We start from the raw sequence: 25,150 nt of genomic DNA, 5'->3' as shown, positions 1-25,150 counted from the left end.
GTGAATATGGACGCGGAGGAGAATGAACCTTGGAAAAAATCATCGTCCGTGGTGGGAGGCAGCTGAATGGTACCGTGAAAGCAGAAGGTGCCAAGAATGCCGTACTGCCTGTCATCGCAGCAAGTATTATCGCAAGTGAAGGAAAAAGCGTACTGCACGAAGTACCCGCTTTAGCTGATGTATATACGATCAATGAAGTGATCCGACATATGAATGCAGATGTAAATATGGTGGGGAATACAGTCACGGTAGATGCTTCTAATGTATTGGAAACAGAAGCACCAATTGAATATGTAAGAAAGATGCGCGCCTCTGTTCTTGTACTGGGACCACTTTTGGCCCGGTATGGCCATGCTAAGGTTGCTATGCCAGGAGGATGTGCCATTGGTTCACGTCCGATTGATCAGCACCTGAAAGGCTTTGAGGCAATGGGAGCTGAAGTAACCGTTGGAAACGGGTATGTTGAAGCTGAAGTGAACGGCCGCTTAAAAGGCGCGAAAATTTACTTCGATGTTCCAAGTGTAGGTGCGACAGAAAACGTCATGATGGCTGCAGCTCTTGCAGAAGGAAAGACAATTCTTGAGAACTGTGCGAAGGAACCGGAAATTGTCGACCTGGCCAATTATTTGAATAAAATGGGCGCAAACATCGTCGGTGCAGGAACAGAAACGATCCGCATCGAAGGTGTTGAGAAGCTCACGGGTGCGACTCATACCATCATTCCGGATCGAATTGAAGCAGGTACATTCATGATAGCTGCAGCGATTACTGGAGGGAATGTTCTCGTACAAGGTGCCATGCACGAACATTTACGTCCCCTTGTATCCAAAATGGAAGAGATGGGCGTCATCATTCAAGAAGAAGAAAGTGGTCTTCGTGTTATTGGACCAGATATTCTTCAAGCAACAGACATCAAAACGATGCCACACCCTGGTTTCCCGACAGACATGCAATCTCAAATGATGGCTCTGATGCTGAATGCAGCAGGCACGAGCGTCATTACAGAAACTGTTTTTGAAAATCGTTTCATGCATGTAGAAGAATTCCGTCGTATGAACGCGAATTTGAAAATCGAGGGTCGCAGTGTCATCGTAGAAGGACCATCTTCCCTACAAGGTGCAGAAGTTGCCGCAACCGACTTGAGAGCCGGTGCTGCCTTGATTCTTGCAGGCTTAGTTGCTGACGGATATACAAGGGTAACGGAACTTAAGCACTTGGATCGCGGATATGTGGATTTTGCTGAGAAATTAGCTACACTCGGCGCTGATATTGAGCGTGTCAGAGAAGAAGAAGTTTATTCAGAAGATCACGAACCAAGCGAATCAGTATCGACATTATAATATATACATCTTTATAGCTTGCCTGTTTCAATATTTTTGAAATAGGTAAGCTTTTTTAGTTCTATCATCTTCTATTTCTGGATACATTTTTAGTAGAGGGATTTACTATGTAACCAGGAGGATGCGGATGAAAAAAAACAATGGAATTGGAATACTTGCTGTATGTGGTTTATTCGCAACAATACTTATCCTACCAACGATGATCGTCGTCCCATTTACGAATTCCGGGGGTACAGAAGAAGTGAAGGAAACCCCGCAGACAGAAGAAGTAGCGAGCGCGGAGGAGTCTCCGTTTGCTGTCAAAGTATTGCGTAGCACGACAAAAGAGATCCAAGAAGTTCCTTTGGAAAGTTATGTCGCTCGAGTCGTCGCTTCTGAAATGCCTGTGAATTTCGAAATGGAGGCTTTGAAAGCCCAGGCCCTAGCCGCGAGGACTTATATTACTCGCCATTTGGTCCAGGGTGAAAGAGTTTCTTCAGAAGCCGATGTGACCGATACGGTCAGCCACCAAGTTTATAAAGATGAAGATCAACTACGAAGTCAATGGAAAGACAATTATGAAGAGAATATGAAAAAAATCACAGAAGCTGTCAACGCGACAAAAGGTGAAATCATTACGTACGAACAACAGCCCATCACAGCCGCTTTCTTTTCAACGAGCAACGGATACACAGAAAACGCCGGAGATTATTGGGAGCATGATATCCCATACCTTCAAAGTGTAGAAAGCCCATGGGATCAGGAATCACCGAAGTTCGTCGATCAAAAAATCATCACCGTTTCAGAACTTGAACAAACCTTAGGAGTAAGTATAGGGTCAGGAATCCAACAGACTACGATGACGAAGACAGAAGGAAATCGAGTAGACGAAGTTCATTTCGGGGATCATACGTTTTCTGGAAGAGAAATCCGTGAAAAAATCGGATTGCCATCCAGTGACTTCAGCATCAAGCAAAAAGGAGACCATGTCATCTTCACAACGAAAGGCTATGGGCACGGCGTAGGAATGAGCCAGTACGGGGCCAATGGCATGGCGAAATCAGGCAAGGATTATAAAGAAATCATCCATCACTATTACCAAGACACAGAAATTGCCCCACTAAGCACACAAACGGCTTCGTTAACCATTGAAAAAGAAGACACAGTAAACTAAAGAGCTGCCTTAAGCAGCTCTTTTTTTGTTGTTTAAAGTGTCGTGCAGTATTGTAGAAGACTCGATATCAAGTTAATTGGGTTTCGTGGCCGTGTTTAGTGTCAGGGGTGGTTGGGAAGCCACTCGCCGACGGAGGGAAACGGTGAGACTCCTATGGGGATACGTGACAGCTGAGACCCCACAGAACGCAGCTTGAGGAGGCTCAGCGCCCGCCCCATGGAAAGCGAACCGTTTCACGGAGCCACTAAGCTCCAACAAACATCTCGAAACTAAGTCTTCAAGAAAAGGGAGCGATTCTTGTGCAAGAACTCTATGATTTAATAATTTTTTCCTGTGAATGTATATAATCCCAAAGAAGTGTTCAGAATGGTTTTTGAGGTGATGAACATGAAAGAGGAAGGTAAAAAAAGCGTGACTAAATTAAAGTTCAAACGCTTGATGCGCAAGAAGTGGTTGTATCCAGCATTGTATTTGTCAGTGGCTGCATTAGTACTTGTCGGAGTGTTCTGGTATCAACAAGGAGCTAGTGATTTGGAAGACCAAATCGCAGAGCAACCAGATTCCAAAGTCCAGGATGAATTTTTGACAGCAGACAACGAGAAAGATACTGTACCAGTTATGGAACATCAGGAAAACTTGGAAATGCCTGTAGCAGATGAAAAGGCAGCATCCATTGTCACTAAATTCTATGATTACGACGCTTCCGAGCAAGATCAAGAAAGTGCACTGGTCCTATACAACAATAAGTACTACCAAAGCGAAGGCGTAGACATTACTAGAGAAGATGGAGAAGCTTTCGAAGTTACAGCAGCTATGTCAGGAACAGTTACAGAAGTGAAAGAGGATCCGCTATACGGCAATGTTATTGAAATCACACATGATGAAAACATTTCAACTGTGTATGCTAGTTTAGAAGATGTCGATGTATTAGCAGGATCTGATGTAGCGCAAGGTGATGTTCTTGGTTCTGCAGGTAAGAACTCCTTCGGTCAAGCGAGTGGGGTCCACGTACACTTTGAAGTGCGCAGTGATGGACAGCCTGTCAACCCTGAAGAGTTTTTCGGTCAGCCGATGAGTAAGATCATTGAGAATGCTGGACAAGAAGTTCAGGAAGAAGAAGATGCCCCAGCTGAAGAGCCACAAGAAGATAGCGAAGAGCCGCAAGAAGATGGCGAAGAGCCTTCTGAAGGTACAGAGCAATCTTCTGACGATGCTGAGCAGTCTACAGAGGAAGAATTGAATACGGATGAAGATCCAGCTGGTTCTGAAGATGAAGAGCAAACACCAGATGAAGATAGTGCCTCTTCCATCTCTACCACACAGACTTAAAAAATGAGGGTTCTGCCCTCATTTTTTTATTTGTTTGTATCATTCGGTGAAGCTGGTATCTGTTTGTTAGGGTAATGCGTTTACGCATGTATGAAGCCCTTTGTGTTACATAAGATGAAGAAATGGTTTTCAATGATGTAAATCGAGCATGAAATTACAAGAAATCATATCAGCCCATGCATCATCTGGCATATCTTAGAACTTTTATTAATACAATGAGGATAACCGAGCACTCGGTAACATCCAGGGTGATCCAGCATGAGTTAACTTCCAGAGTAAACACCCACACAACACAATTGAACCGCTTTCCTAAGAATCCCACCCCCTTGGATAGTCAATCACAGGAGGCGAGTGGAGTGCATGATTACATCAAAGAGAGGACCATCAAGATTGGAGAGCACATTATTGAAACGAAAAAAACGGTAAGAGTGATTGCCAAAGAGTTTGGTGTATCTAAAAGTACGGTCCACAAAGACTTGACCGAAAGACTTCCAGAAGTAAATCCCGAACTTGCCAAGGAAGTAAAGAAGATACTCGACCACCATAAAGAAATCCGCCACCTCAGAGGTGGAGAAGCGACCAGGAGAAAGTACAAATCGCAATTTGTGGATGATCAACCTGTTCAACCTCTCGCATGAACTCTGATTTCCTCCCTTTGTCACATTCCCTCGATATTTGGTAACTTTTTTCATATCTCAAGAGACGGATGTCGTAATTTTGTGATAGAATAAAGAACTAGATGTGCATGATTTAAATCGAAAATAGAACTTGAAACAATAGGGAAATATAAGTTGAAGGAGATTGATCTCCATTGCCGGTGTAACGTAACGGATTACGAGGGTCCTGGACGTTACTTGGATTATGTTTTTTACAATAGGGAGGATCTACAGAACATGTTTGCGAGAGATATAGGAATTGACCTGGGTACAGCGAACGTACTCATCCACGTAAAAGGCAAAGGAATTGTATTGAACGAACCGTCTGTGGTTGCCATGGACCGTAACACTGGAAAGGTGCTCGAGGTAGGTGAAGAGGCCCGCCGGATGGTGGGACGTACGCCAGGCAACATTGAAGCCATCCGACCGTTGAAGGACGGTGTCATTGCAGATTTTGACGTTACTGAGGCGATGCTGAAGCACTTTATCCAAAAAACGAACGTGAAAGGATTCTTGTCAAAACCGCGCATGTTGATCTGTTGCCCGACGAACATTACGAAAGTGGAGCAAAAAGCGATCAAAGAAGCGGCTGAGAAATCCGGTGGTAAAAAAGTATATTTAGAAGAAGAGCCTAAGGTAGCAGCGATTGGTGCCGGTATGGATATCTTCCAACCAAGCGGGAACATGGTTGTCGATATCGGAGGCGGTACAACGGATGTCGCTGTTTTGTCTATGGGTGATATTGTCACGGCTTCATCCATTAAAATGGCCGGTGATAAGTTTGATCATGAGATTCTACAATACATCAAAAAAGAGTATAAACTGTTGATCGGAGAGCGGACAGCTGAAAATATCAAGATCAGTGTGGCCACGGTTTTCCCTGGTTCAAGAAAAGAGGAAATCGAGATTCGCGGACGAGACATGGTGTCCGGATTGCCACGAACGATTTCCGTCAATTCTGAAGAAATTGAAAGATCTTTACGTGAGTCTGTTCAAGTGATCATCCAAGCAGCGAAACAAGTACTAGAACGTACACCACCTGAATTATCTGCGGATATTATTGACCGTGGAGTCATCATGACGGGCGGGGGCGCTCTTTTGCATGGCATCGACCAACTGCTTGCCGAAGAACTGAAGGTTCCTGTTCTTGTAGCTGAATCTCCGATGGATTGTGTCGCTACAGGTACAGGCATTATGCTTGAAAATATCGATAAGCGTATTTCTACGAAGCTATAGTTTATTTGGGACGGAAGGAGTGAAGACACCATGTTAAGGGGATTTTACACAGCAGCAGCAGGTATGATGGCCAACCAGAGGATGCAGGAAACCTTGTCGAATAATATGGCAAACGCGTACACACCCGGGTACAAAGCAGACCAGGGGACGATGCGCGCTTTTCCGGAGCTATTGATTGAGCGGATGGGAAGCAAGACAATCCCGACGAAGAATGGATTCAAAATACCTGATGGCGGACATGTAGGATCCCTTAACACTGGTGTGTATATGCAGGAAGCCGTTCCTTCTTTTGTTCAAGGAGACATGAAAGAAACAGGGGTGGGGACAGACCTTGCCCTTGTACAAAATGAGGTACCTGACGAATCCGGTTCCGTTTTTTTTCGTGTCCAGAATGAGGATGGGGAAGAAAGATACACACGTAATGGGAATTTCACCGTAGACGGCGAAGGTTTCTTGACGACAAACCTCGGGTATTATGTTTTGGATGGAAATGGTGATCCGATTGATACGGGTGGCATGGAGTTTGATGTTTCACAAAATGGAGAGCTTACTGTGGATGGACAGGCATTCACACTTGGGCTGTCTTACACACCGGATGCTTCTCAAATGGTCAAAGAAGGGAACGATCTATTTCGTCTTTCTGAAGAGGGGAACTTGATCGTGAACCCTGGAGCGGAAGATGGAGTGGGTTACTCCATCCATCAACACCATCTGGAGCGTTCAAATGTTGACCCGAACAGGACCATGACAGAAATGATGAATACATACCGTTCATTCGAAATGAACCAGCGTGTCTTAAAAGCTTATGATCAAAGCATGCAAAAAGCAGTAACGGAAATCGGAAGAATTAGTTAAGGGGTGTGGCATCTTTCATGAATCGTTCAATGATCCAATCGGCTGTGACGATGGGACAACTCCAGAAAAAGCTGGACCTTGTCGGAAACAACTTGTCCAACAGTGAAACGACAGGATACAAAAGCCGAAACGCCGATTTTTCTTCATTATTGTATCAACAAATCGACAATCAGTCTCATTCTGCTGCAGAGGTCGGACGGCTGACCCCTGAAGGCGTCCGTATTGGTACGGGTGCAAAGCTTGGTCATACGAATCTTGATATGAATCAGGGAAGCCTCCAAAATACAGGCAGGGAGCTGGATGTGGCTTTATTGGAAGACCGACATATGTTCGGCCTTCGAGTAACGACGGAACAAGGGGAGGAAGTTCAGTACACACGTGCAGGAAACTTCTATCTGAACCCAGTCGATGACGGTCAATTGCTGCTGACAGATGCGAATGGTCATCCTGTCATCGGAGCTAACGGTGAAAATATTATCCTTGAAGACGACTTTCAAGCGATCAATATCGATACAAATGGAAGGGTCGTCGTTACAAGAGGTCAAAACCAAGTCGTGGAAGGTACGTTGGATATTAGTGAAGCTGTCCGACCACGTATGTTAGAATCGGTAGGGGCGAATCGTTTCCGTATTCCCGACAATGTAGAAGAGGATGGAATTATGGAAGATGTGCTTTCTGGAGATGTAAAGATGCAGTCCCAGACGCTTGAAGCATCGAATGTGGATGTAGCGAAGCAAATGACAGAAATGCTGATGGCTCAGCGTGCCTATCAATTCAACGCCAAATCCATATCCACAGGTGATCAAATGATGGGGCTTGTGAGTCAACTGAGATCATAAACGTAAGGAGTTTGACGGACCATGGCAACAGATCCTAAATCAACAGGCAAAAAGCTAAATAAAGAGCAGGAAAGAGAAAAAAAGCGTCAAGCTTTAGATGAAGCCACGAAGCAGAAGCCTGCGAAAGCATCGTCCAAAAAGCAGAAATCGGAAGCTAAAGAGAAATTTCCGAAAAAAGGACGGCGGCGAGTCCTGCCGATATGGCTGCGTATCATTCTTGTCCTTCTTTTCAGTGCGGCTGCCTTACTGATTGGATTGATGGTCGGATATGGAGTGATTGGTGATGGGAACCCGACAGATGCGCTTGAAATGGATACATGGCGCCATATTTGGGATATCGTTACGAAAACAGAATAACTATAGCTTGTACTTCATTCTATGATATAAGCCTGTTCAATATGCAGAACACGAGCCGTTACGGCTCGTGTTCTTTTTGGTTGCATTTGTGATTTTTTTAACATAAAGTCTGGCACCTCGCATACGGCTGATGGTGCCAGGCACTGAATTTGATATTTCACACCTTTTATGGTGCCAGGCACCGCTCGCCGCCAATAGCGTGCCAGGTACGGATATTTCTCTTTCCTTACCGATTAAGCGACGCATCAGATGTTTTCAAGCGATGGATTAGGGAATTACATCCGTACAGAGGACAAAGCAGCGGGGAGGGATCATAATCATGAAGGCAGATGTATTCATTGCAGGTGGTGGCGTAGGAGGGCTCGCTCTTGCTGCGAAGCTCGCGAGCCGCGGTGTGCACGTAGTCATAGCAGAGCAGCTCAAAAGAGAGTCTCCTGTATATAAAGGTGAACTTTTGCAACCAAAGACATTGGCTATTCTGGAAAGATTGGGCGTATTGGACGAAGTGGAAGAGAATGGTCATGTCATCGACCAATTACGTTTTCAGGAAGTTCACCGCAACCGTGGCATTACTCCTGAAGAGATCAACCTGACAGAGCTGAGTTACAGCCGTGTAGCAAGCATCTACGATCACGCTTTAATGGTTCCACATGAAAAAACTAAAGAAATCCTCAGGAATAAGGGGAAGGAGTTTGAAGAATTCTTTCATTACCTTCCCGGATCAAGGTTCATGGGGTTTGAAAAAGGAATGGCAAAGGTGAAGCGCAAGAAGGAGACACTCTACGTCCATGCTCAAGTGTACATAGGAGCAGAGGGACGAAGCTCACCCACCCGTGATGCAATGAATGTCCACGTGAAAAGAAAGGATTACAACCACCATTTCCTAACTGTGACCATTCCCCGGCCAGAATCATTCACAAAAGGAAAAATCATTACGACATCCAGCTGTTTTTTAGGATTATTCCCTCTGCCTGATAACGAAGTACGGACCGTATTCTTAATCAAAGCAGGAGAGTATAAAAAAATTCAGGAAAAAGGTTTGGAGTCCCTCTATCAGGCTTATAGTGAACTAGAACCTGAGCTATCAGAAGGTGTGCGGACCATTGAAGATTGGAAAACGGTCCAACTGATGATTCCGTTTACGTATCATGTCGATCGCTATTATTCCGGAAATCTAGCAATCCTAGGGGATGCGGCACACACCGTTCACCCGATGGCCGGAGAAGGGATGAATCTTGCCATACAGGATGCTGATGTTTTAGGTGAACTTCTAGCGTGGTGTAAGGAAGAGGGGAAAAACTACACGGATCACCTCCATTATTATGAAGATGTTCGCAGACCCCGTGTAGAATTTTTACTCAACTTGAGTCACTTATCCGCTCTTGTGTATTCTTTCCAATACGAATGGTGGAGAAAGTTCCGAATGAAAGCTGTGCAGAGAATCTATGATGATGACCAACTCCACGTCAAACAAATGTTGAACATATCAGGACTGGGAAAATGGGATTTCACTTTGGTGGACAGAGCCGTACAAGGCAGTATGCTTCCACTGAGACAAAATAGGGTATCAGACCAAAAACAGCGTCAGTACCTCTTTTCTGAAGTGGAAGATTATCCTTGGAAAAGAAACGAGAAAGGAAGGATATCATGAATGAATGGGTAATAGCGATGCAGGCAAGGAAATGGATGAAAAAGAACGAATCGTTCTTACCAAGCTGGCACGCGTATGTGGGGTCAGAACTCGGCCTTTTTGATGAATTCCGGACAGCAAGGACGGTTGAAGCAATCAGTGAGAAAACGGGCTACCCGTATGACTTGCTCGCTTCCTGGGTTAAGGTGGGAGTGGCGGTCAAACATATGAAGAAACGACCGAACAACCGTTATCGAACATCAAAGAGAAAATGCGCAAGTTTGATGGGAGATGACCAGTCACCTGGAGTCAAAGCCTTACTGAAAGAAATGATGGAATTACACTTGCCGACATTGCTGAAGTATCCAGACATCATGAAATCCCAAGAACGGGCGGAATTTAATCATGAGCGCCATGGAGAAGTGGTAGCAGAAACATCGGCACTCCTTGAGCATTTTGCCATTAAGAAAATTAAACGGATGATTAGAGATAAACAAGTGACTTCTGTCGTTGATTTAGGCTGTGGACATGGAGGATATCTCAGGAAGCTCGCCATGGAATACCCACACATCGAAATGATCGGAGTAGATATTAATCAGAAGGTTATCGATAAAGCACGAACATTATCAGAGGGTTATCCAAACATCAGTTTTGAAGTCGGGGATATTAATGAGTGGAAACCTCGGGAGGGGGAAAGTGTGGATGTTGTTCTCCTGCATAACATCTTTCATTATATCCATCCGGAAGACCGCAGAAATTTATTGAACCACCTTCATACCTACGTGAATAACCAAGGGCTGATATCTGTGATTACACCAATCAATGAAACGGAACATGGTGAAGCGTTCTCTTCAGCCTTTAACAGCTTCTTTGTCGCTCACTCCAACCTTTTTGCCTTACCGAACAAAGGAGAACTGAAAGAGGTCTCACTAAACTGCAAATATGAACTGTTCGATCTTGATCCGATCATTAAAGAAGGATCGTGGTACACCTTTTGGTTGAGCCCTACGAGTCCTGTGAAGGAAATGAAACATACCCAAATGGCAGGAAGTAGTGAACAAACACTCTCTACCAGCACTTCCTCTACAAATGAATTGACTCGCAGCTCATAAATAAAACCGCTATGGACGCGTCCATAGCGGTTTCTCTCGTTTGGCTATAATCGCCCGCGTCCTTGCACAAGACGAACGATAAGAACGACGAGGGCTACCACAAGTAGAATATGAATCAAGTTTCCGGCAATACCCCCAAGTAAGCCTAATAGCCATAGAACGAGGATGATAATTAAAATCGTCCAAAGCATCTCCGTGGCCTCCTCTATTGTAATAGGTGAACTTAGTTGTATATTTTCCCTATAAAGCTTATTTAAAACGAACCCTCAGAAAAAACTTTGTCCCTGGCGTATGCTTCTTTTATAATGAAAGCATGGAATAGGAAAGGAGCCTGATCATGCTAGACATACAACAAATCAAAGAAATCATCCCACACCGTTATCCCTTTCTACTCATTGACCAAGTAGAAGAGATTGTAGAAGGCGAGCGTGCGGTCGGATACAAGAATGTAACTATGAACGAACCCTTCTTCCAGGGACACTTCCCTGACTACCCTGTCATGCCAGGGGTATTAATTACAGAAGCCTTGGCGCAAATGGGTGCTGTAGCTATGTTGAAAAAGGAAGAAAACCAGGGTAAGTTAGCCTTTTTCACAGGAATCGACAAATGCCGTTTCAAACGCCAAGTGAAGCCCGGTGATCGTTTGAAGTTGGAAGTGGAAATCGTCCGTTTGAAAGGTCCTGTAGGAAAAGGAAAAGCAACAGCCTCCGTCGATGGACAAGTTGCATGTGAAGCGGAAATCATGTTTGCTTTGAAATAACCAAGAAAAAGAACACAGCAGCCGCTGTGTTCTTTTTTTAGTATATGGCAGGATTGTGGAAGACTCAGTTTCGAGACTTTTGTTGAGTGGGTGGGGCTGCGGGGAATGACTCGCTTTCCGCGGGAGCGCGGTGAGCCTCCTCAGGCTAATGCCTTGTGGGGTCTCACCAAGCACTCTGTTCCTTTAAGATATCCGGTTCCGGCGCCTAGCGGCTAGTGAGACTTCCCTCGCTTCTGTACGATAAGTCAACATCGAATCACTTCGTTCTTCGTGTTTCCTTTATCTCCGCCAGCTCAGTCCAGTCCATACGCCGCTGATCGAGGCGCCTCCACACTTAAGATAGGAGTCTCGCCTTTCCCCTCCGCCCCTAGTCTATATCAGTTTCTCGAAACCACTTCCTGGCAACTCCGCTAGGATGCTTAAGCGAAGTGAATAATATAAAGTCCTCTTTAGTGGTGATTCTCAGCGTGAAAGGCCTGACAGAGACTTTATGTATGTTTTTGGGTTGGGGTGGAAAACGTTCCCCATCTTGGTATAGGGATTCGTTGCTCACATACATCGAATGGGGTGGTTGGGAAGCTGCGAGACTCCCGTGGGAATGGATTGGCTGGCAAGACCCCACAGAGCGAAGCTCGAGGAGGCTTGCCGTCATCCCCACAGGAAAGCGAGTAGCTTCCCAGCCACACCTGACGCCCAACACGGCAACGAATCGCCACAACATCTCGAAACTGAGCCTTCAAGAACAGGGAGCATCACTGGAATAAGGGAATAGAAAAAATTTTAGTATATATGGATGAACTTACAATATGTGGACATACTAGTTTGGGAAATCATTAAAAGGAGGAAACACCGATGAAAGCATTACTTATGAAACTTTTGGTCGCGTTTTTTGCCGTATCCCTATTAGGAGCGTGTGCGGCTGAAGAAGAGCCTCAAGAAGAAGAAAACAACATGGAAGAAGAAGAAAATATGGAAGAAGGCAACAACGAAGAAGACAACATGGATGACGCTACGGAAGATGAAGGGGACATGAACGAAAACGAAGAAGAAAAAGAACAAGATGATATGACAGACGGTGAAAATGGCGGAGAAGATCAAGACGGCATGACAGATGATGGTGCACCAACAGACGAAGAAAACAATAACGAATAAAAGAAAGCCGCCCTCTCAGCGGCTTTTTTTCATGGAAAGGAAAGTGGAAATAGCAATCATGCATATTCCACCAATTGTGAAAACAGGGGTGAGAAACCCAAAAATATTTATTGGTTGGAGGAGGTAGAGGCCTATTCCAATCATGAATAAGGTGAAACCGGTCAGAGCCAGGCGTTGTCCTATGAAAATCACCCCTTAAGGAGAGACAGTAAGGAGCTCCTTACTGTCTCTCTTTTTTATCCTTTCAAGTCAATCCGGTTGCCGAGGTCAGGATGAGGAACGGATTGGTTAAGCATTTCGACCATTTGGTTCCCCTTTTCTTCTGCATCTCCTTTTACTTTATCCATCAAAGCTAAACTGGATTGTTGCTTCAGACTTGTTGTGCTCATAGCCATGGATAGTGCTGCGATATCCATCTAATTCCTCCTTTTCTTATACCATCGGTTCGTTCTTTATAAACTAAAGCAAGATCGCGGACGAACTATATCTTAGTCCGGATCTTTGAAAACCTTTGGAAAACGTTAGAATCTTATGTAAAATAGAAGTAGAAATATTCATAGAAACTTTACAATCAGGAGTTTTCAGGTTTCTCATGTGTGGAATAAGCGAATAGAGGTGATTATTGATGAAATACAGAACGGCAAACGACCTGAAAGATTTGATCTTGGAAGACTATGAAAAAGTGGTGAACCGTATCCCACTGGAAAAATTGGATGTGTATGTCTATCTTCATACGGTCTTTCAGGATACTTATGTACCTGACGACACGCTTTATCAATTCATCTTTCGGCACTTCTTCCGCCTGGACAATCCAAGTCTGACGAAGGAGTTTGAAACATACTATTTCAAACTGATGGAAGAACAACGTGGATATGAACGCCCGAACATCGTCCACATTACGAAAAGCCTTTACGAAGTGAAAAATCACAAAGGAAACCCGACGATGCAATTTCCTTTAGCTGCATCTATGCTGCACACCATTAACCCGAGTTTCCCAACGTATGATAGTGATATTGTCAAAGCCTTCGATTACTCTTCCACGTACCATTTATCCGGCTTTGATAAAAAGATGAAGCGTTATATCGGACAGTACCAACATACATTCCGGACTTATGAAGAACTCCTCGAAGATGAAGCCCTTGAACCTGTTTTCGCGCATTTTGATGAACGCTTTCCAGGCTATGAGCTGCCGAAAGTCAAAAAGTTGGACTTGATCGTTGCCCAACTTGGAAATAATCTGCAATAAGAAAGAAAAAGCTGAACCTGATCCAAGAGGTTCAGCTTTTTTTGTGCCTTTTTATGCCGTTCATTTGATAACTTATCGTGCAAGGGGTTTAGATGTAGGAATAATTTTGTACCTGGTCCCCTGCTTTTATGGAGCGGTACCAGGTACAGCTTTTTATCGGGCCGTACCTGGTACCAAAAAAAGCAACGGAGGGGTCAGGTATGAAAGTCGTTCACTTCCAATTTTAGTCACAATTTTGTCATTTTCGTAGGAATACTACAAGTTGCATTACAAATCGCGATTTAGTAACATTAATCGTAATTATGACTACATGGTCAGTACGTTTGAAAAGGTATCCTCTCAGTAACAAAGGGGAAAAATAAAGATGATGATAGACAAGAGTCCGTGGGATTTACGAGAGTCTGATATGGAGAGGAAGTCTTAGAATGAAACGGTTGTTTTTCATGTTTTTGGTTCTCTTCTTTGTAACCGCTTGTAATCAAGAAGAAACCAATGAAGAAATAGAGGAGCGGATCACGCCGGTCAAAGTGGAGTCCGTGAAAAAAGAAGATTTTGTGGTGGAACGTAAGTTGGTGGCTCGTGCGACCGCTGCCGATACTTCACCTGTCCTGCCTGAAACCCCAGGAGAATTGGCGACCTTAAACGTTGCCAAAGGGGACAGAGTGGAAAAAGGGGAAACTGTAGCCGTCGTCCGTCCTGGTGGAAATGTAGATAATCAGGTAGAGTTGCAGCAAATCGCCCTACGTCAAGCGCAAACACAGCTCGAAAATGCGCAAGTGTCAAAAGAGCAAGCAGCCGAGGGCGTTGAAAATGCGAAAGAGCAGGTCGATCTTGCAAAACAGGCTACGCAATCGGAGGCAAGTCAAACGGCTCAGGCAGCGGAAGCAGCGAAGCAACAATACCAACAAGCCAAGCAACTGGCTGATGAAACGAAAAAATTGGCTGATGAAGGGACCATTCCTGATGCGCTCTATCAACAAGCGAAGAACCGTGCAGATCAAGCATATGCTCAATATCAGCAGTTAGAAGGGCGACAGCCGCAGTCTTCGTCCGCCGTAGCACAAGCAGAGGCACAAGTTGATCAAGCAGAACAACAATTGGAGCAGGCCCGTGTAGCCGTTGAGCAGGCAGAGCTTCAGGTAGAACAAGCCAATGTCCAATTGAATCAGGCTCAGGAACAAGCGGAGAATGAAGCCATCACTGCACCTACTTCTGGTGAAGTGTCGACACTCAATGCAAGTGAAGGGGATATGGTAAGCAACCAACAGCCGCTCGCTACCATCGTCAGTCTGAATCCTATGACGATTACAGCTTCCGTCACCGCCGATCAACTTTCCCTTTTTGAAAAAGGAGCGGAGCTGACTGTGGACCTTCCTTCCCTGGAAGAACAGGTGACCTCAACCGTCAGCTACGTATCATCTGTTCCTGATGATACAGGCCTCTATCCGGTCGAAGCGACGGTGAATAATGGCGACGAAAAGATAAAACCAGGGATGATGGCGACGTTCTTACTTCCTGAAAATGTTGTGGAAAATACCCTCATTGTCCCGACAGACAGTTTGGTTGAACAGAATGATGAAACATTCGTCTATCAGGTTGTTGATGAGAAAGCCGTCCAGGTTCTCGTTTCAGTTTTAGAGTCTCAGTCGGATTTCACAGCGGTGTCCGGAAACCTTCCTGAAGATGCGTCGGTGATTACGACAGGACAGCTGACCCTGTCAGACGGGGATCAAGTCACCATCATGGAGGAGGATTCCTGATGAAGCTTGTGAACCTTTCCGTCAAAAGACCAGTCGGAGTCATCATGATTGTTGCTGCAATTCTTGGTCTCGGCTTTGTATCACTAAGAAGTTTGACAATTGATTTATATCCGGAAATTGACCTGCCGATCGCCGTTGTATCGACTTCTTATGAAGGAGCAGCACCACAAGAAGTCGAAAAACTCGTCAGCAGGCCTGTCGAATCTTCCGTGAGTAGTATTGAAGGACTCGAGGTGCTCCAGTCTCAATCACAGGCTGGGGCGTCACTCGTTCTTATGCAGTTCAATACAGGTGTGGATCTTGATAGCACCCTCTTACAAGTCAGGGAAAACGTCGATCAAGTGACAGGACTTTTACCAGAAGGCGCGTCAGATCCAAGTGTCCTCCGATTTGATCCACAACAGCTTCCGATCATGACCGTCGGTCTGTCAGGGGATACGCCGGATGAGCTCCAGAAAGTAGCAGAAAACCGGTTGGTCCCTTTTCTTGAACGGCAAGAGGGCGTCGCCTCGGTCAGTATAGAAGGCGGCCAGACAAAAGAAGTGCAAGTCCTCGTCGATCGTGCTCAAATGGCTACATACGGCTTGGATTCCCAAACATTGATTCAGGCTCTGAATGCAGCCAATCAATCAGCCTCAGCAGGGACCATCGAAAAAGGGCAGAAGGATCTGCAAATCCGAATTGATGGGGAATTCAGCTCTGTGGAAGATGTGAGAGATACAAGAATTCAATCTCCAACCGGGGCACAAGTGACGCTTGGTCAAATTGCTGAGGTGAACGAAACGCTTACCAATTCCAATACCATAAGCAAGGTGAACGGTTCGTCTTCGGTCGTGCTGTCCATTTTGAAGAAGACGGATGCGAACACCGTTGAAACCGCCGATAACGTGCGGGAAGCGATGGATGAGTTGGAATCCGACCTCCCTGAAGGTGTCGGCACAAGCATTGTTTTAGATACATCAGAATTTATTAAAATATCGATCAACAGTGTTGTATTGAACATTATCCTCGGCGGTATTTTTTCCGTCTTGATTCTATTGCTGTTTTTGAAAAGTGTACGCGCAACGCTCGTCATTGGGTTATCGATACCGATTGCGATCATATCGACATTTACTTTAATGTACTTCACCGGTGAGACACTAAACGTGCTGACGATGGGCGGACTTGCCCTTGGGATTGGAATGATGGTCGACAGTTCCATCGTCATTTTAGAAAACATCGTCAGCTATCGCCAGCGCGGATACTCGATGGTCGAAGCGGCTAAACAAGGGGCCTCAGAGCTTGCCCCTGCGGTTGTAGCATCAGCCACAACGACACTCGTCGTCTTTTTACCAATCATATTCGTTGAAGGCATCGCATCTGAATTGTTCACACCGCTTGCGTTGACGATCATGTTTGCGCTCATAGCTTCCTTAGCAGTGTCTGTGACCTTGATTCCGATGCTGTCTTCGAAACTGTTAACAAAATCTTTGAAAGAAGAAGGACGCCGCTACTGGTTTAACCGCTTCTTAGATAAAGTGAATGATGGCTATCGCTCGATTTTAAGGTGGGTACTGAAATTCAGAAAAACGACCATCGCGATTACATTCTCTCTCATTGCAGGGAGTGTAGCGCTCATTCCTTTGATTGGAACAGAGTTCATTCCACCGTCTGACCAAGGACAGGTGGAAGTTCGAGTGAACATGCCTGAAGGGACATCGATTGAGGAGACCGAAGCTCTCACAGAAGAAATTGATGCCGAAATTGAGAACTTTAGTAAAATCATAGATGTCAGCTACCTTTCTATTGGTGGAGGCTCAATGGGCAGTATCGGGAATGGCTCGTCTGACTTTGCTTCCTATACGATTCAGCTTGTCGAACCTTCAGAACGGGAAAAAACGACCCAAACCGTCATGGAAGAATTGAGTGATTCTCTTTCCAACATCCCAGGTGCTGAAATAGAAGTAAGTGAGTTGGATGCTGGTCTCGGAACGGGTGCACCATTGCAAGTCCAAATCAATGGTGGCGAATATGAAGTATTGGATGAGCTTGCGGGTCAAGTCGCTTATTTGATGAATGAAATCGACGGGGTGCAAAATGCTACGTCATCGACGGATGAAGGACGTCCTGAAATGCAGATTGAAGTGAATCAGGATAAAGCTTCGCAATATGGTCTGACGGAACAACAAGTGATCAGCCAGGTGCAGCTCGGTTTCAATGGGCAGGTGGCGACACGGTATCGGAATGGAACGGATGAAATCGATGTTCGTTTTATCCTTCCGGAAGATGAGCGCCAGACGATTGCAGATTTAGAAGGGATGTCGGTCCAGACACCGAACGGATCACTCATCCCACTTGCTACCATTGCAGAGTTGAACCAAGTTCAAGGACCTGTGTCTCTTCTACGTCAAAACCAACAGCCACAAGTGAATGTGGAAGCGGAGATTTCCAATATTGATTTAGGGACGGCAACAGAAGAAGTGCGGGCAGAGTTGGAACGGCTGAATTTTCCTGATGGCTACTCCTACACCATAGGAGGACAGGCGCAGGATATGCAGGAAGCTTTCGGGGATTTGTCCCTTGCCTTGATTTTCTCGATTTTCCTCGTCTATGCCGTCATGGCGATTCAATTTGAGAACTTCTTGTTCCCCTTTATCATCATGTTCTCTTTACCGGCAACCATTATCGGAATCTCAGGCGGTTTATTTGTGACCGGCCTGCCATTCAGCTTACCGGCCTTTGTTGGAATCATTATGCTGGCTGGGATTGTCGTAAACAACGCCATCGTCTTGGTCGATTACATCAACATCCTGAGACGGAAATCGTACGATCGTTATGAAGCCATTCTAGAGGCAGGACCGAACCGTCTTCGTCCCATCTTGATGACAACTCTGACGACAGTGCTCGGCATGGTCCCATTAGCCATTGGAATTGGACGAGGTGCTGAGGCTCAACAACCTCTAGCGGTCACCATCATTTTCGGATTGACTGTATCGAGCTTTTTCACGCTTGTACTCATTCCTGTCGTCTACACATACTTTGACGACCTATCCAACAAAATCACCGGCTTCTTCCAAAAAAGAGCCCAGAAAGAGTAACTTACATTTTTTGGTGTACCAGGTCATCCAAATATTGGATGACCTGGTACACCATTTTTTTACATATTGATGACTTTATTGGTACCTTTATTTGTGTCAGGCACCAATAAAGGTCGTAATGGAAACCAAAGAAAGGGACACCCATCACTTACAGCAAAATAAAAAAGCCTCCATTACGGAGACTTCGTTTCCAGCGGATCATTCTGAACAGCCTCAAGGGAGTCCCCGAGCTTTTCGATGATCTCTTTAAGTTGATCTGGAAATTCAAACACGTGTACACCACACGTCATATGCTGATCTTCCGTTTTCATCCAAATGAGTCGTCCTTCTGCTGTGAATGTCTTATTTTCATATAGGAAGGTGAGAAACAACTCATCTTTCATAGACAATCCAGGTTGAGAATCACAGGAAAAACGTAAGCCGTTCATACTGATGTCTTTTACTTCCATAGGACCTGATATATGGCTGCTGAACTTCTTGTTGTAAAAACCCGGCAGAGGTGTTTGGAATGGGTACCGGAAGGGTTCATGTCTGCGTTCATTCATGCTTACATCCCTCTTCCTAAACTATGATGGTTTAATCATATCCTCTCAAGGGTGAACGTTCAATAATTTTAGCTTTTTCACTTCGAAAAAACTCAATCTTCTTCACTTTCACGTCTGTCCACTTTAATCAAATCCCATGTAGTCACAATTCCTAGTGGCAAGTCATCAGGACTTCCCGTTTCAGTCAAAATGACCGCTTTCAGCTTCCGGTTTTCATTCAAACTTTTCTCAAACCGTTCTTCTAAATCAAATACAGTGGCACTTGCTTTTAAAAATTCCACACTTCGATCCTTTTCTACGGGGAGGACGTCTGAAGCGCAAATGTTTTCAAGGACGATTCTACCGTTATTATGATTTTGAGACAGCCAACGGACGATGCCGTCATTGGTAAGTAATCCTGAGAATGCCCGTTCTTTTGTATAAATAGGGAATTGAGAGATGCCGTGCTGGTCGAACGCCTCCATCACATGACTAAGCGCTGTGTCTTCTTTGAAAAAGAGGACGGAACGAGTGGCGAATTCGAGGGCTTCTGGTGGTTGGTCAAGCGTTCGTTTAATTCGTTTCAGTGCCTTAACGACATCCTCATGAGGGGTGGCGATAAAATAATCTCCACTGATCCGTTCGTGGACAATCGCATTTCTGAGTTTCGCGTACTGCTTCAACTGATCGAAGTGGACACGGATGACGCTATGCTTCAGTTTGGAACGCTGAAGAAGCTCCACGAAATTATCATTTTTCGGGAAGCCATTCAGTTCTTTCAAATGTTGATGGATTTGGTTGAATGTAATTTCAAACTGCTCCACAATGTCATTCATTTTGTTCACCTTTTCCTAAGGATTCTCACTCATTTTTACAGTTAGTGTGTGAATCCTACACAAAAGTGATTCATTATAACCTAAATTCGTTTACGATTTACCCAAAGCTTTATTCAACGATACCTCCCGATTGTGAAAGACTCAGTTTCGAGATGCTTTCGGGCTTCGTTTGCCAAAATGGGAGTTAGGAGTGGCTGGGAAGCTACTCGCTTTCCTGTGGGGGAGCGCCGAGCTTCCTCGGACTGCGTCCTGCGGGATCTCGCCTAACTCCTTCTCCCACGGGAGTCTCGCATCTTCCCAACCACCCCTTTCGATATAGGTGAGAAACGAACTCCTTTACCAAGTTGGATTGTCTTCCACTATCCTATTGTTAGAAGTGCAAAGCGCTCTGCATCATGCTTTTACGTTCTGTAGAGCGGTTTATATGATCCACTATCGTTAATGATAAAAGCTGATTTTTTAGAAGTGGTTTCGAGAATCTTCCATGGCACAGGGGCGGAGGGGAATGGGGAGACTCCTGTGGGAAAAAAGTGCATGTTGAGACCCCACAGGACGAAGTCCGAGGAGGCTCACCGCGCTCCCACGGAAAGCGACTCATTCCCCTCCGCCCCCAACCACTCAACAAAAGTCTCGAAACGGAGTCTTCAAGAATCCTGACATATATTTGAACAAAAGCTAAAAAAACGTTCGTTAAAGTAAAACTTTCACTAAATAATTTGTATGATTGTACGATAAAAAAGATAGGGAATAGGAAGTATACACATAGGGGAAACGAAAGCATACATAGGACTCCGTATTGATTTTTCGTGCTTTAAATAGAACGGTTGTTCAATCTGTGCTATACTCATATCAACAGGAAAGAAGGTGAGATCATGATCGGTGAACGCATTCAAAAGATTCGTAAAGACCGACATATGTCGCTATCTGAATTGGCCGAAAGGGCAGGAGTCGCAAAATCTTACTTGAGTTCGATTGAGCGGAATATCCAGACCAATCCATCCATTCAGTTCTTGACTAAAATATCTCAGGAACTAGACGTTTCAATTAACTTTTTACTCCATGGTGAAAACGAACCTCAGGATGAAACGCTGGACAAAGATTGGATGAATTTGGTTCAGGAAGCGATGAATTCAGGGATCTCTAAAGAACAATTCCGTGAATATCTGGAGTTTAATAAATGGAGAATCCACCAGAATAAATAAAAGCCTGACTCTTTTAAGAGGTCAGGCTTTTCTCTTTTTCCACCGGGAAACTCTGCTGGATGCTGAACCATTTGTAGATGGTGACAAAAAGAAACCCACCCAATACAGCTCCCATCAGTACATCTGAAACATAATGGTGACCAAGGTACACTCTTGAAACAAGAATAACCAATCCAACAAGAACCCCGGCCCATCTCAGACTGCTTCCGATCATCCACAGCAAGGCGATCAAGATGCCGACAAATAAGGCTTGCTCACTGGGAAAAGAGGCACTAGCTTCTTTTTCGATCAATGGTGTGACCTCTTCAAGGGCTACGAAAGGCCTTTCCCGCGGCACTATCCAGCGCATGGTCCTGCTAATGACTAAACCTACTAGGGAGGCTGCGATGGCTGCGAGTCCAAGTTTCCGAGTCGTTTTCAACAATGCCAACAAAAAGAATAACCCGATCATCGCTTTGTATCCCCATGATGAGAAGAAGATCATCAGTGCATCCACCCATCCGGCTTCAGAAAAATCATAAATCCATGTTACGAATGCTTCGTCCATGCGTTTCTCCTTACATAAAGAAGGAGCGTGAAGAAATCACGCCCTTCCGTTTATTTATTCAATTGAGGAAACTTTTCTTTTAAGTAATTCATACTGATTTCCAAGCTTTCTAAAGGTGTGCGTCGGCTTTCATCCTGCTCGACGATCCAATACTTCACCCCAGCTTTCTCACCAAGAACAAATACGGTATCCAAATCAACGCCGCCTGTCCCGAGTTCAGCGAAGTATTGTTCTTCATCCAGGGTCATGTCCTTCAAATGTATCAAAGGCGTGCGCCCCTGGTAGCGGTCGATCCATGCAGAAGGTTGATCGCCTGCTTTTTGAAGCCAGTAGATATCAAACTCCGCCTGGACTTGGTTTTCATCCGTTTCCTCAAGGATCGCGTCCAGTGGCTTTCTTCCATCCGGCAGCGGCTCCAATTCGAAGTCATGATTATGATAGCACAAAGTAAGACCATGCTGACGGCATTCATCACCGATTTTTTTCAAATCCTCAATTAAATGCACATAATCAGATTCACTTCGATCCTCGATGTACGGACATACCACATATTCGCTCCCGATCGTTTTTTGATCTTCGATGACTTGTGCGAGGTTGTTCTTCAGTTCATCCAAAGGTACATGGCTGGAAGCAGCTTTCAAGCCAAGTTCGTCTAATAAACGTTTGACTTCGGAAGCTGTCAGATCACCAAATCCGGCAAACTCTACGGCATCAAAGCCTAAATCGGCGACTTTCCTTAACGTGCCGGCAAAGTCTGCGGCTGTTTCATTTCGTAAGGTATAAAGCTGTACTGCGATAGGTATAGGTGTGTTCATTTCGATCCCTTTCCTTTCATCCTCATTTTCATTTAAATTCCTACTCTTAACAAAATTAGATTTCCATTGTCGAATTCCCTTCCGAAAACGAAAAATAACCAGCTGAAAGTAGAAAAATGTCAGTCCAAAGTAGAGGAGAGAGGCCATATCAATGATTATGAAAATGGTTGGGTATTGCGTATGATAACGCTATAACTTAACAATCAAAGGTGGGATCCAAATGGGGTGGAAAGAAACGATGCAAGAGATGAATGAAGTTCATACGGTTTGCTGGATGTGTAAAAAAGAGCTCCGTGAATATGACGTGTGTACGGTTACAGATGGAGGGACCCTTGACATTGACTTTTGCTTTGAGTGTTACGGGAAGCACGGGGGAGAAGCAGGGTTGTCCGAAAAAGACACATTCCAAATGTTCTAGAATAGGATAACAGAAGAAAAGGTGAGGTGAATAGGAATGCCCGTATCTGTCGTCTTCAACCAAATCGCTGTCAACTCCATTACTGAAAATGGAATCATAGCCACGGGGCAAAATAATCAGCCGGATTGGTCCTGGCAAGGGAAGAACAATAATGCTGCAGGAATTCCCGTCGGCTTTTTCATTGCGACCAACAATGTGAATACAATTATTGATAATGATGTTAATGATACACCAATCGTTACCCCTACCGTCAGCAACCCTCAACCAAACGTCCAATATTAGGGGGGCTTCTGATCGATATCCAATTCGACTCCATCTATGTCAATCACATGACGAACAACTCCGGCATATTTGTCGGTCCGAATACTCAAAACCATTGGGAATCGCAGGAAAAGCAAAATTCGGCCCTTGGTACAGTCGTAGGAGATGGGAACATCATTTCTTATAATGTTAATGTCATTCATGATAACGATGAAATCGATATGCCGATTACGAAAATGGCACGTCCTTCAAAAAAGGAGAATGGAGCCGATCATTCTGCAGGATGATCCTCCATTTTCTTTTCCATGAGTTTTTGTATCCACTCCGGGATTTCCTGGGCGTTTTCTTGGGACATCAGGTCAAGTATGGCTGAGTCACTTAAAATGGAACGTAACCCTTCAAGAGTATTGCCATCACCATAGACATTCCCAAAGCCCTGGTTATGTTTTTGGTAACTCTCAAAACCTGTCGGGATATTGTTTCCCATATTCAAACAGGAGGCATTTTCAATTGTTCCAATCCTTATGTTTCCTATGAAAAAGTAAGGAGACAGACCGGCCATATTAGGAATCCTCCTTTGATTTAAAGCTGAATTTCAAGCCATTATCCGTTCGACTCAATTCAGGACGGGAAGAATTCGGCTTCGGTTTGACATTCACACCGAAATTGTTCCCCATGTTAAGAGCTCCACTCAATTCATCGATATCTAGGTGGTCTAACTGGAACGTCAGCTGCTCAAGGTTGGGATCATGGATATCCACTTGGTCAAAATGAATATGGTATTCCACATGCTTTCCCTGCATGCCTTGGATCATTTGTTTTAATTCATGAATTTCTTTTACAAGATGATCGATATCCGCTTGCTTGTCACGGCGTTTTTTAAAGAACATGCCGGCTACACTCTTTTAGAAGGCCGTTTGATGATTAGATGTTTATTATGTTGGAGGGTGTTTTTATGACCAATGATTTTCCCGTTTCCTTCCCATCTTTGTTCCACGGCCTTAAATCCAGACTGGAGGTTTGTTCCTGAAAAGATTCCAGATGCATCAGTGATTTGGTCCACGGACAAATTCCTGAATTGAATGTGACTCATATCATCACCTCCTATGACTAATGTATGAAAGGAAAAGATAAGCATGAAAGACATTACAAATTGGTTCAACCCTTTAGGAAAAGAGAGCTCTTTCCTTCCTGACGATTTGATGGATATGGGAAAGATGAATGATTTTGTGCAAAAATCGATCCAGGATGCTCTGACGCCAAAAGATCAACAGAAATCAAAACAACCGAGCAGTGATTATAAGGTGATGGAGTTAATGAAGGAAGTTGTCGTCACCATCCCTGTTCCTTACGAAGTGGATGTAGAGGGCATACGATTGAGTGTTGGAAGCGGGAAATTGTTTGTAGGTGGAATATGGGCTGAGAGGATGGAGATTGCGCTGCCTGCTCAGACGAGCAGAAGAAATGGGTTTGCACAGTACCAGGATGGGGCGATTGAAGTTCGTTTACAAAAAAAGAGCTCCGATGAAAAAGAGATCTTTTTGCATTATTGATGGTCCTCTAATTCAATGGGGATCTCCCTGTTTTTGTGGCGTTTAAAAATGGTGACGATCAACAGACCTTCTTTGTAGGCGGTCACGATATCTTCCGCAGTAAAATGAAAGGGCACTGGAATCACACGCTTGAAGCTCCCTTTCAAACGCTCGTTATGGATTAACTCTTCTTCTGCTACGGGGTAATCGGGAGTGATCTCCCCCCGGATGATCAGGGACGTGCCCTCCTGAGTCAGATAGACCGGGTCATTTTTTGTCAAACCTGGCAGTTCAATCACAAGGACAGCCTGATCTTCCGTTTCAAAAAGGTCGTAAGAAGGGCCGCGTTTCGGAATGACATGATGCATGTCGTTCCAGAAATCCTCTCCTAACACCTTCTCCACATTTTCCGAGAAAGCCTCCCAATTGATCGGACCGTTCTTTTTCTTCATTTCTTTCACCTCACTCTTACAAAGTATGTGGAATGGTGGATGTTCATGACCCGACATATGA

30 protein-coding genes are annotated in these 25,150 nt (G+C 44.7%); 20 read left to right on the top strand and 10 right to left on the bottom strand.

The features are described from left to right. Positions 1-29 precede the first annotated feature (29 nt). From murA to GLV98_RS08260, 10 genes are all read left to right on the top strand, one after another. On the top strand, positions 30-1,340 hold the full coding sequence (murA, locus tag GLV98_RS08305; RefSeq protein ID WP_160913956.1) for a UDP-N-acetylglucosamine 1-carboxyvinyltransferase: 1,311 nt from the start codon (positions 30-32) through the stop codon (positions 1,338-1,340). A gap of 127 nt (positions 1,341-1,467) precedes the next feature. Continuing rightward, positions 1,468-2,493, top strand: a complete 1,026-nt coding sequence (spoIID, locus tag GLV98_RS08300; RefSeq protein ID WP_160913954.1) for a stage II sporulation protein D — start codon at positions 1,468-1,470, stop codon at positions 2,491-2,493. Positions 2,494-2,904: 411 nt separating this feature from the next. Further along, the gene (locus GLV98_RS08295; RefSeq protein ID WP_337193732.1) at positions 2,905-3,822 is read left to right on the top strand and encodes a peptidoglycan DD-metalloendopeptidase family protein; all 918 of its coding nucleotides are present in this window, start codon (positions 2,905-2,907) and stop codon (positions 3,820-3,822) included. 356 nt (positions 3,823-4,178) lie between these two features. Then, positions 4,179-4,460, top strand: a complete 282-nt coding sequence (gene spoIIID, locus GLV98_RS08290) for a sporulation transcriptional regulator SpoIIID (protein ID WP_160910936.1) — start codon at positions 4,179-4,181, stop codon at positions 4,458-4,460. A 255-nt stretch (positions 4,461-4,715) separates the two neighbouring features. Next, a complete protein-coding gene (locus GLV98_RS08285) occupies positions 4,716-5,714 on the top strand; it encodes a rod shape-determining protein (protein WP_160913949.1) in 999 nt (332 codons plus the stop codon). A gap of 30 nt (positions 5,715-5,744) precedes the next feature. Then, the gene (locus tag GLV98_RS08280) at positions 5,745-6,569 is read left to right on the top strand and encodes a flagellar hook-basal body protein (protein WP_160913947.1); all 825 of its coding nucleotides are present in this window, start codon (positions 5,745-5,747) and stop codon (positions 6,567-6,569) included. A gap of 17 nt (positions 6,570-6,586) precedes the next feature. Beyond that, positions 6,587-7,408, top strand: a complete 822-nt coding sequence (locus GLV98_RS08275; RefSeq protein WP_160913945.1) for a flagellar hook-basal body protein — start codon at positions 6,587-6,589, stop codon at positions 7,406-7,408. A 21-nt stretch (positions 7,409-7,429) separates the two neighbouring features. Next, entirely contained in the window at positions 7,430-7,765 is a 336-nt protein-coding gene (locus tag GLV98_RS08270) for a DNA-directed RNA polymerase subunit beta (protein ID WP_160913943.1), read from the top strand. Positions 7,766-8,084: 319 nt separating this feature from the next. Then, positions 8,085-9,416 (top strand): FAD-dependent oxidoreductase, encoded by a 1,332-nt coding sequence (locus GLV98_RS08265; RefSeq protein ID WP_160913941.1) that lies wholly within the window; start codon positions 8,085-8,087, stop codon positions 9,414-9,416. Further along, positions 9,413-10,507: a class I SAM-dependent methyltransferase gene (locus GLV98_RS08260; RefSeq protein ID WP_160913939.1), complete on the top strand. Its 1,095-nt coding sequence runs from the start codon at positions 9,413-9,415 to the stop codon at positions 10,505-10,507. The genes GLV98_RS08265 and GLV98_RS08260 overlap by 4 nt, the downstream gene beginning before the upstream one ends. Before the next feature lie 44 nt (positions 10,508-10,551). On the opposite strand, the gene GLV98_RS08255 is transcribed toward GLV98_RS08260, so the two are convergent. Continuing rightward, positions 10,552-10,698 (bottom strand): lmo0937 family membrane protein, encoded by a 147-nt coding sequence (locus GLV98_RS08255; RefSeq protein WP_115823967.1) that lies wholly within the window; start codon positions 10,696-10,698, stop codon positions 10,552-10,554. A 146-nt stretch (positions 10,699-10,844) separates the two neighbouring features. Between GLV98_RS08255 and fabZ the strand changes: the two genes are divergently transcribed. Further along, complete coding sequence (gene fabZ, locus GLV98_RS08250) at positions 10,845-11,267, top strand: 3-hydroxyacyl-ACP dehydratase FabZ (RefSeq protein WP_160913937.1); 423 nt, start codon at positions 10,845-10,847, stop codon at positions 11,265-11,267. 852 nt (positions 11,268-12,119) lie between these two features. Continuing rightward, positions 12,120-12,419 carry a hypothetical protein gene (locus tag GLV98_RS08245; protein WP_160913935.1) on the top strand — a complete coding sequence of 100 codons (300 nt, stop codon included), beginning with the start codon at positions 12,120-12,122 and terminating at the stop codon, positions 12,417-12,419. A gap of 236 nt (positions 12,420-12,655) precedes the next feature. On the opposite strand, the gene GLV98_RS08240 is transcribed toward GLV98_RS08245, so the two are convergent. Then, positions 12,656-12,835: a YjfB family protein gene (locus GLV98_RS08240; protein ID WP_160913933.1), complete on the bottom strand. Its 180-nt coding sequence runs from the start codon at positions 12,833-12,835 to the stop codon at positions 12,656-12,658. A gap of 209 nt (positions 12,836-13,044) precedes the next feature. Here GLV98_RS08240 and GLV98_RS08235 point away from each other — a divergent pair, with 209 nt between their 5' ends. The 3 genes from GLV98_RS08235 to GLV98_RS08225 all read left to right on the top strand — a co-directional run bounded on the left by GLV98_RS08235 (position 13,045) and on the right by GLV98_RS08225 (position 18,502). Then, a complete protein-coding gene (locus GLV98_RS08235) occupies positions 13,045-13,665 on the top strand; it encodes a hypothetical protein (protein ID WP_160913931.1) in 621 nt (206 codons plus the stop codon). 425 nt (positions 13,666-14,090) lie between these two features. Then, positions 14,091-15,425, top strand: coding sequence for an efflux RND transporter periplasmic adaptor subunit (locus tag GLV98_RS08230; RefSeq protein WP_160913929.1), 1,335 nt, complete (start codon positions 14,091-14,093; stop codon positions 15,423-15,425). Then, complete coding sequence (locus GLV98_RS08225) at positions 15,425-18,502, top strand: efflux RND transporter permease subunit (RefSeq protein ID WP_160913927.1); 3,078 nt, start codon at positions 15,425-15,427, stop codon at positions 18,500-18,502. Before GLV98_RS08230 ends, GLV98_RS08225 begins: the two co-directional genes overlap by 1 nt. Positions 18,503-18,675: 173 nt before the next feature. Here GLV98_RS08225 and GLV98_RS08220 read toward each other — a convergent pair whose 3' ends face one another. Further along, positions 18,676-19,047 carry a PilZ domain-containing protein gene (locus GLV98_RS08220; RefSeq protein ID WP_160913925.1) on the bottom strand — a complete coding sequence of 124 codons (372 nt, stop codon included), beginning with the start codon at positions 19,045-19,047 and terminating at the stop codon, positions 18,676-18,678. 92 nt (positions 19,048-19,139) lie between these two features. Next, positions 19,140-19,862 (bottom strand): CBS domain-containing protein, encoded by a 723-nt coding sequence (locus GLV98_RS08215; RefSeq protein WP_160913923.1) that lies wholly within the window; start codon positions 19,860-19,862, stop codon positions 19,140-19,142. An 872-nt stretch (positions 19,863-20,734) separates the two neighbouring features. Here GLV98_RS08215 and GLV98_RS08210 point away from each other — a divergent pair. Continuing rightward, positions 20,735-21,064: a helix-turn-helix domain-containing protein gene (locus GLV98_RS08210; RefSeq protein ID WP_089652036.1), complete on the top strand. Its 330-nt coding sequence runs from the start codon at positions 20,735-20,737 to the stop codon at positions 21,062-21,064. 13 nt (positions 21,065-21,077) lie between these two features. Here the strand turns inward: GLV98_RS08210 and GLV98_RS08205 are convergent, their stop codons facing one another. After that, positions 21,078-21,611, bottom strand: coding sequence for a phosphatase PAP2 family protein (locus tag GLV98_RS08205; protein WP_160913921.1), 534 nt, complete (start codon positions 21,609-21,611; stop codon positions 21,078-21,080). A gap of 50 nt (positions 21,612-21,661) precedes the next feature. Then, complete coding sequence (locus GLV98_RS08200) at positions 21,662-22,426, bottom strand: sugar phosphate isomerase/epimerase family protein (RefSeq protein ID WP_160913919.1); 765 nt, start codon at positions 22,424-22,426, stop codon at positions 21,662-21,664. Between the two features lie 220 nt (positions 22,427-22,646). Here GLV98_RS08200 and GLV98_RS08195 point away from each other — a divergent pair, with 220 nt between their 5' ends. From GLV98_RS08195 to GLV98_RS08185, 3 genes are read left to right on the top strand one after another with little or no spacing between them, the layout of a single operon-like run. Beyond that, on the top strand, positions 22,647-22,844 hold the full coding sequence (locus GLV98_RS08195; protein ID WP_160913917.1) for a hypothetical protein: 198 nt from the start codon (positions 22,647-22,649) through the stop codon (positions 22,842-22,844). 36 nt (positions 22,845-22,880) lie between these two features. Next, the gene (locus GLV98_RS08190) at positions 22,881-23,126 is read left to right on the top strand and encodes a hypothetical protein (protein WP_160913915.1); all 246 of its coding nucleotides are present in this window, start codon (positions 22,881-22,883) and stop codon (positions 23,124-23,126) included. Between the two features lie 47 nt (positions 23,127-23,173). Next, positions 23,174-23,392, top strand: a complete 219-nt coding sequence (locus tag GLV98_RS08185) for a hypothetical protein (RefSeq protein WP_160913913.1) — start codon at positions 23,174-23,176, stop codon at positions 23,390-23,392. On the opposite strand, the gene GLV98_RS08180 is transcribed toward GLV98_RS08185, so the two are convergent. Genes GLV98_RS08180 through GLV98_RS08170 form a run of 3 tightly spaced genes read right to left on the bottom strand, consistent with a single transcriptional unit; the run spans position 23,377 to position 24,198 of the window. Then, positions 23,377-23,667 (bottom strand): hypothetical protein, encoded by a 291-nt coding sequence (locus tag GLV98_RS08180; protein ID WP_160913911.1) that lies wholly within the window; start codon positions 23,665-23,667, stop codon positions 23,377-23,379. The two genes, GLV98_RS08185 and GLV98_RS08180, sit on opposite strands and share 16 nt — an antisense overlap. A gap of 1 nt (position 23,668) precedes the next feature. Then, the gene (locus tag GLV98_RS08175; protein WP_160913909.1) at positions 23,669-23,995 is read right to left on the bottom strand and encodes a hypothetical protein; all 327 of its coding nucleotides are present in this window, start codon (positions 23,993-23,995) and stop codon (positions 23,669-23,671) included. A gap of 5 nt (positions 23,996-24,000) precedes the next feature. After that, the gene (locus GLV98_RS08170; protein ID WP_160913907.1) at positions 24,001-24,198 is read right to left on the bottom strand and encodes a hypothetical protein; all 198 of its coding nucleotides are present in this window, start codon (positions 24,196-24,198) and stop codon (positions 24,001-24,003) included. A 43-nt stretch (positions 24,199-24,241) separates the two neighbouring features. Here GLV98_RS08170 and GLV98_RS08165 point away from each other — a divergent pair, with 43 nt between their 5' ends. Next, complete coding sequence (locus GLV98_RS08165; RefSeq protein WP_160913905.1) at positions 24,242-24,658, top strand: hypothetical protein; 417 nt, start codon at positions 24,242-24,244, stop codon at positions 24,656-24,658. On the opposite strand, the gene GLV98_RS08160 is transcribed toward GLV98_RS08165, so the two are convergent. Then, positions 24,652-25,089: an Hsp20/alpha crystallin family protein gene (locus GLV98_RS08160; protein ID WP_160913903.1), complete on the bottom strand. Its 438-nt coding sequence runs from the start codon at positions 25,087-25,089 to the stop codon at positions 24,652-24,654. The two genes, GLV98_RS08165 and GLV98_RS08160, sit on opposite strands and share 7 nt — an antisense overlap. Positions 25,090-25,150: the final 61 nt, after the last annotated feature.

It is taken from the genome of Halobacillus litoralis (genome assembly GCF_009856415.1).
Lineage (GTDB): Bacteria > Bacillota > Bacilli > Bacillales > Halobacillaceae > Halobacillus > Halobacillus litoralis_C.
Note: the sequence above shows the minus strand (reverse complement) of the source record. Positions and strands in the feature narration are given on the sequence as shown.

Bases quoted from the DNA above. Each gene is read 5' to 3' on its own strand.
- spoIID (WP_160913954.1), top strand. From the start codon at position 1,468: ATGAAAAAAAACAATGGAATTGGAATACTTGCTGTATGTGGTTTATTC.
- GLV98_RS08285 (WP_160913949.1), top strand. From the start codon at position 4,716: ATGTTTGCGAGAGATATAGGAATTGACCTGGGTACAGCGAACGTACTC.
- GLV98_RS08280 (WP_160913947.1), top strand. From the start codon at position 5,745: ATGTTAAGGGGATTTTACACAGCAGCAGCAGGTATGATGGCCAACCAG.
- GLV98_RS08275 (WP_160913945.1), top strand. From the start codon at position 6,587: ATGAATCGTTCAATGATCCAATCGGCTGTGACGATGGGACAACTCCAG.
- GLV98_RS08270 (WP_160913943.1), top strand. From the start codon at position 7,430: ATGGCAACAGATCCTAAATCAACAGGCAAAAAGCTAAATAAAGAGCAG.
- GLV98_RS08265 (WP_160913941.1), top strand. From the start codon at position 8,085: ATGAAGGCAGATGTATTCATTGCAGGTGGTGGCGTAGGAGGGCTCGCT.
- GLV98_RS08260 (WP_160913939.1), top strand. From the start codon at position 9,413: ATGAATGAATGGGTAATAGCGATGCAGGCAAGGAAATGGATGAAAAAG.
- GLV98_RS08255 (WP_115823967.1), bottom strand. From the start codon at position 10,698: ATGCTTTGGACGATTTTAATTATCATCCTCGTTCTATGGCTATTAGGC.
- fabZ (WP_160913937.1), top strand. From the start codon at position 10,845: ATGCTAGACATACAACAAATCAAAGAAATCATCCCACACCGTTATCCC.
- GLV98_RS08245 (WP_160913935.1), top strand. From the start codon at position 12,120: ATGAAAGCATTACTTATGAAACTTTTGGTCGCGTTTTTTGCCGTATCC.
- GLV98_RS08240 (WP_160913933.1), bottom strand. From the start codon at position 12,835: ATGGATATCGCAGCACTATCCATGGCTATGAGCACAACAAGTCTGAAG.
- GLV98_RS08235 (WP_160913931.1), top strand. From the start codon at position 13,045: ATGAAATACAGAACGGCAAACGACCTGAAAGATTTGATCTTGGAAGAC.
- GLV98_RS08230 (WP_160913929.1), top strand. From the start codon at position 14,091: ATGAAACGGTTGTTTTTCATGTTTTTGGTTCTCTTCTTTGTAACCGCT.
- GLV98_RS08225 (WP_160913927.1), top strand. From the start codon at position 15,425: ATGAAGCTTGTGAACCTTTCCGTCAAAAGACCAGTCGGAGTCATCATG.
- GLV98_RS08220 (WP_160913925.1), bottom strand. From the start codon at position 19,047: ATGAATGAACGCAGACATGAACCCTTCCGGTACCCATTCCAAACACCT.
- GLV98_RS08215 (WP_160913923.1), bottom strand. From the start codon at position 19,862: ATGAATGACATTGTGGAGCAGTTTGAAATTACATTCAACCAAATCCAT.
- GLV98_RS08210 (WP_089652036.1), top strand. From the start codon at position 20,735: ATGATCGGTGAACGCATTCAAAAGATTCGTAAAGACCGACATATGTCG.
- GLV98_RS08205 (WP_160913921.1), bottom strand. From the start codon at position 21,611: ATGGACGAAGCATTCGTAACATGGATTTATGATTTTTCTGAAGCCGGA.
- GLV98_RS08200 (WP_160913919.1), bottom strand. From the start codon at position 22,426: ATGAACACACCTATACCTATCGCAGTACAGCTTTATACCTTACGAAAT.
- GLV98_RS08195 (WP_160913917.1), top strand. From the start codon at position 22,647: ATGGGGTGGAAAGAAACGATGCAAGAGATGAATGAAGTTCATACGGTT.
- GLV98_RS08190 (WP_160913915.1), top strand. From the start codon at position 22,881: ATGCCCGTATCTGTCGTCTTCAACCAAATCGCTGTCAACTCCATTACT.
- GLV98_RS08185 (WP_160913913.1), top strand. From the start codon at position 23,174: ATGACGAACAACTCCGGCATATTTGTCGGTCCGAATACTCAAAACCAT.
- GLV98_RS08180 (WP_160913911.1), bottom strand. From the start codon at position 23,667: ATGGCCGGTCTGTCTCCTTACTTTTTCATAGGAAACATAAGGATTGGA.
- GLV98_RS08175 (WP_160913909.1), bottom strand. From the start codon at position 23,995: ATGTTCTTTAAAAAACGCCGTGACAAGCAAGCGGATATCGATCATCTT.
- GLV98_RS08170 (WP_160913907.1), bottom strand. From the start codon at position 24,198: ATGAGTCACATTCAATTCAGGAATTTGTCCGTGGACCAAATCACTGAT.
- GLV98_RS08165 (WP_160913905.1), top strand. From the start codon at position 24,242: ATGAAAGACATTACAAATTGGTTCAACCCTTTAGGAAAAGAGAGCTCT.
- GLV98_RS08160 (WP_160913903.1), bottom strand. From the start codon at position 25,089: ATGAAGAAAAAGAACGGTCCGATCAATTGGGAGGCTTTCTCGGAAAAT.